This window comes from Nocardia sp. NPDC004722, assembly GCF_053601505.1.
In genome coordinates this window covers 1-3,761 of record NZ_JBSGBY010000730.1, presented here as the reverse complement: position 1 = coordinate 3,761, position 3,761 = coordinate 1, and the positions used below count along the sequence as shown (strand labels likewise).

Here is a 3,761-nt window from a genome sequence, read left to right as displayed (position 1 = left end):
CCCCCCCCCCCCCCCCCCCCCCCGCGCCCCCCCCCCCCCCCGGCCGCGGTGCCCGTCAGTTCCGGTACCGGAACAGGATTCGTCCCCGGGTGAGGTCGTAGGGGCTCAGTTCCACCAGCACGCGATCCTCCGGCACGATCTTGATGTAGTTCTTCCGGATCTTGCCGCTGATGTGCGCGAGCACCTGGTGGCCGTTGGGCAGGCGCACCGTGAAGGTGGCATTGCGCAGGCAGTCCACCACGATGCCCTCGATCTCGATTCCCTTGCTCTTGTTCGGATTCGTCATCGCAGCACCAGTTCCAGGTTGCTGCCGACCGGTCGCGCGCCGACGCCCTCGAACAGGGCGGTGGCGGCGAGATTGGCGTCGGTCACCTCGGCCGAGGCGGTGTCGATGCCGCGCTCGTGCAGGCCGCCGAGGGTGTGGGCCAGCAGGGCGCGGGCGATTCCGCGCCGATGCCGATCCGCGCGGACGGCCAGCAGGCCGAGGCGCGGCACGCGGCCGATCTGGACCACGCGCAGCAGGCCGACGTAGTGCTCGGCCTCCGCGGCCGCCACGTATTTCGACGGATCCACGATGGTGTCGCCGGGGCCGCCGAGGTTTTCGACCGGCATGTCCTGCCAGCCGTCTCCGACCTCGTCGCGGATCACGCGGTCCACCGCGCGCAGCGGACCTTCCGCGGCGTGACCGGCGGGGACGATGGTGACCCCCGCTGGCGGTCGCACCGCGTGCAGTCCGGTGACCCGGGGATCGGTGGGCACGAGGTACTCCCATTCGCGCCGGCGGATCACGAAACCCGCTCGCTGCCAACATGACAGCAGGTCGGTGTCGTGTTCGTCGACGACGGTGTGCAGGGGTCTGCGCAGGGTGGCGAGCATGGCGGCCGCGATCCGGTCGAAGACCGCGTCGTGCCAGGCGTCGATGCTGACGAACAGGCGTCCGTCGGGCCGGTGGGTGAGATCTCCGTGGCCGACCACACGATCGTTGTGGGTTCCCTGCCACTGGGTCAGAGCGACCCGGGTGACCTGCACGGCGGAATCGTCCGCCCGCGAGGTGATATCTGAAGTGTTCATTGTCGTCGCCTTTCGGGATGCCTTGTCAGGCAGAGGCTCCCGGCGACGGTCGAATCGCGCGTTACCCGTGACGGCGAGAGGGAGCCCCAAACATCGGTGCTGTGTACATGGGTCTCACCTCCTCGGGTGGTGTCACGGTCGGGCAGCAGGCTAACAGACCCGTCTCCTCTCGCGACAATTGTTTTTCTACCAGGGGTTTCGCGGGGCTAACGGCGGCGGTAGGAGATGCGTACCGGAGCGGCGGGCCATTTGGTGCCGGTCGCGCCCGCGGTGGGACGCGGTGTGCCGGTGGTCAATTCCATGTCGAAGGCGGCGATCACCCGGCAGAGGATCACCAGCATCTCCGCTTCGGCGAACGGTTTGCCGAGGCAGCGGTGGGTGCCCGCGCCGAAACCCAACAGCGAGTTCAGATTCGTCTTGCCGGCCTCGCCGAGGAAGCGATCGGGGTGGTAGCCGGCGGGACAGGTGAGGCCGTCGGTCAAGCGGTGCGTCAGCGCGGGCACGGCCAGCACCATCGCGCCCTCGGGAATCAGGTACTCGCCGACCTCGGTGTCGGCGGTGACGCGCCGGGCCACCATCGGGGCGATCGAATGCTGATTCTCGCTCTCCTTCATGCAGGCGGTCAGCACGGTCATCCGATCCAGGGCGGCGCGATCCAGCCTGCCGTCCCGCACGATCCGGTCCGCCTCCTCGCGGGCGCGGGCCAGGGTGGCGGCCTCGAGCAGCAGGTCGGTGAGGGTCCAGGCGAGCTGACCGGCGGTCGTCTCGTAGCCCGCCCACGCCAGCAGCAGCACCATGTCGACCAGGATGTCGTCGCGGACCGGGGTGCCGTCCTCGTAGCGCTGGGTGACCAAGCGCTGCAGGAAGTCCGGTTCCGCGAGAGGGTGCGTGCGGCGGCGTTCGATCATCGCCCCCAGCGCTGTTTTGAGGCGGACAGCGGCACGCTGACTGCGCACATTGCGCGGGGTCTTGACCCAGCGCGGCACGAAGGTCATACCGTCGGAGAAATGCCGGAACTCGCGGTAGAAGTCGGCGCCCATCTCCTGGGCAACCTGCTCGCCGAGGAAACAGGTGGAGGCGATCCGGAACACCAGGGGCCCGAATTCGGCGGTGAGATCGAATTCGCCATGCTCCCCGAGGGATTCGAGGAAACCGTCCGTCACCGCCTCGATCGTCGGGATGAACCCGCTGATCTGGGCCCGCTGGAACAACGGGACCAGCACGCGCTGCTGGCGGCGGTATTCGGATTCGGAGGCGAGGCTGTAGAAGCCGGGCGAGAACATCTTCTCGAAGAACGGCGTCGCGCCCTGCGTCGAAAAGTTCTTACTGTGAAAGAAGAGCCACGAATTCTCCGCACCGAGCAACACCACCGTCTCATTCCCGAACACGCGCATCCGAAAGGTTTCCCCGTGTTCGTCCAACCCGCGCTGAAACACCCGCTCCGGATTCCGCATGAACTCGGGCCCCACCCCGACCAGGGGCAGACCACCGGAAACCATGGGTGGCAACGCATTCACGACTGTCATGAATCAACGCTAGGAATCCGGCACGCGAACCTCCACCCCTCCGACTCCGGCCGCCGATCATCCACGCCGGTCACAGCGCCGCACCGATTTTCCGGACCGGAAGAGGGGCACGTACGGGATCCCCCTTCCAAGATCAGGGAGTACTCATGGTGGCGACCCGGACAAAACACCGCGCTGAGTACACCTTGATCTTGATCAGCGCAGGTGGGCTGCAACGGTGGTCGGGCTGACGGCGATAGGCTGACCAGGGTCGGATGGCGTGGAACGGGAGGGCTGCGGTGGGACTCGCGACGGTGGGACGGGGATGGCGGCTGGTGCCTGTGGTGGCATTGGGGGTGTTGGTGGTCGCCGGGTGTTCGGGCGGGTCCAGCACGACCGGCGGCACCACCACGCAGGCGGGCGGGACGAGTACGGTGCCGGTGACGGTGGCGCCGGGTCCGACCGGGACACAGCCGAATTCGAGTTCGGCGGCTCCTAGCGTGACCACTACCGCGCCCGCCGGGGTGGCGGGGTGCAAGACGGCGGAGTTGACCGTTGAGATCGGGCGGGGAGACGGGGCGGCGGGGAGTACGTATGTGCCGATCATCTTCACCAACAACGGTTCCCGGACGTGCTCGCTGACCGGATATCCGGGGGTGTCGTACACCGAGGGGGCCGACGGGCAGCCGGTAGGGCCCGCGGCGGCGCGGGAGGCATTCAACGGGAACGACGGGTCTCAGGCGGTCGTGCTCGCGCCCGGTGGGCGGGCAGCGGCCACCCTGCGGACCGTCAATGACGTGGGGGTGTATCCCGCCGACAAGTGTGTTCCCGCGACGGTCGCGGGGTTGCGGATCTATCCGCCGGACAACACCGAGTCGGCGTTCATCCCGATGGCGCGCCAAACCTGCACCAAGATAGGGATTTTGACGATTCGGGCGGTGGCGGCCTACAACGGCTGAGCACCACGGCGGCCGGCCGGGAGCATCTGGATGGGCGCTTCGAACCACAGTCCGGTCTCGAATTCCAGAGCGGCGGTAGGCAATACGCGGCAGTCATACCATCTCAACCTCGACCGCACGCCCGAAATGGCGAACTTCCTGGTAAAGACCGCGGCCGGGGCTCCGCCCGCGAACCAACCTGGCCACCCTCGCCGCTCCCGCATGGGTAGTGCTGCGTGGCCGCCTC

Annotated in this window: 5 protein-coding genes; 1 reads left to right on the top strand and 4 read right to left on the bottom strand. The window is 67.9% G+C overall.

What is annotated here, in order from left to right:
- Positions 1-55: 55 nt before the first annotated feature.
- From infA to ACWELQ_RS40720, 4 genes are all read right to left on the bottom strand, one after another.
- A complete protein-coding gene (gene infA / locus ACWELQ_RS40735; protein ID WP_452402332.1) occupies positions 56-286 on the bottom strand; it encodes a translation initiation factor IF-1 in 231 nt (76 codons plus the stop codon).
- Positions 283-1,071 carry a GNAT family N-acetyltransferase gene (locus ACWELQ_RS40730; protein ID WP_452402331.1) on the bottom strand — a complete coding sequence of 263 codons (789 nt, stop codon included), beginning with the start codon at positions 1,069-1,071 and terminating at the stop codon, positions 283-285. Before ACWELQ_RS40730 ends, infA begins: the two co-directional genes overlap by 4 nt.
- A 206-nt stretch (positions 1,072-1,277) precedes the next feature.
- The gene (locus ACWELQ_RS40725) at positions 1,278-2,597 is read right to left on the bottom strand and encodes a cytochrome P450 (RefSeq protein WP_452402330.1); all 1,320 of its coding nucleotides are present in this window, start codon (positions 2,595-2,597) and stop codon (positions 1,278-1,280) included.
- 133 nt (positions 2,598-2,730) lie between these two features.
- Complete coding sequence (locus tag ACWELQ_RS40720) at positions 2,731-3,084, bottom strand: hypothetical protein (RefSeq protein WP_452402329.1); 354 nt, start codon at positions 3,082-3,084, stop codon at positions 2,731-2,733.
- Between ACWELQ_RS40720 and ACWELQ_RS40715 the strand changes: the two genes are divergently transcribed.
- A complete protein-coding gene (locus ACWELQ_RS40715) occupies positions 3,077-3,535 on the top strand; it encodes a DUF4232 domain-containing protein (RefSeq protein ID WP_452402328.1) in 459 nt (152 codons plus the stop codon). The two genes, ACWELQ_RS40720 and ACWELQ_RS40715, sit on opposite strands and share 8 nt — an antisense overlap.
- Positions 3,536-3,761 lie beyond the last annotated feature (226 nt).